Consider the following 238-nt stretch of genomic DNA (forward strand, 5'->3'; position numbering starts at 1 on the left):
GTCTCGTGACCAATCGCCTGCAGAACGCCGTTACCGTCGGCCCCGAGTCGCACTCGCTGAATGGTTGCGGGGCGGTGAGTGGTGTTGTTGAACATCATCGATCGAGAAAGACTGATCTTCACCGGACGCTTGGCTTGGCGCGAGGCGACTGCAGCCAATACCGCATCCGCCAGAACACTTGCCTTACCGCCAAATCCGCCCCCGATATAAGGTGAAACGATGCGGATATTCTCCCTTG

Annotated in this window: 1 protein-coding gene; it reads right to left on the reverse strand. The window is 58.0% G+C overall.

Annotated elements, in window-relative coordinates; all coding sequences use genetic code 11:
• A partial coding sequence (locus tag AC0IYH_RS33830; protein WP_471838837.1) for a molybdopterin cofactor-binding domain-containing protein occupies positions 1-238 on the reverse strand: 238 nt, incomplete at both ends.

The organism is Pseudomonas sp. AC463 (genome assembly GCF_979253585.1).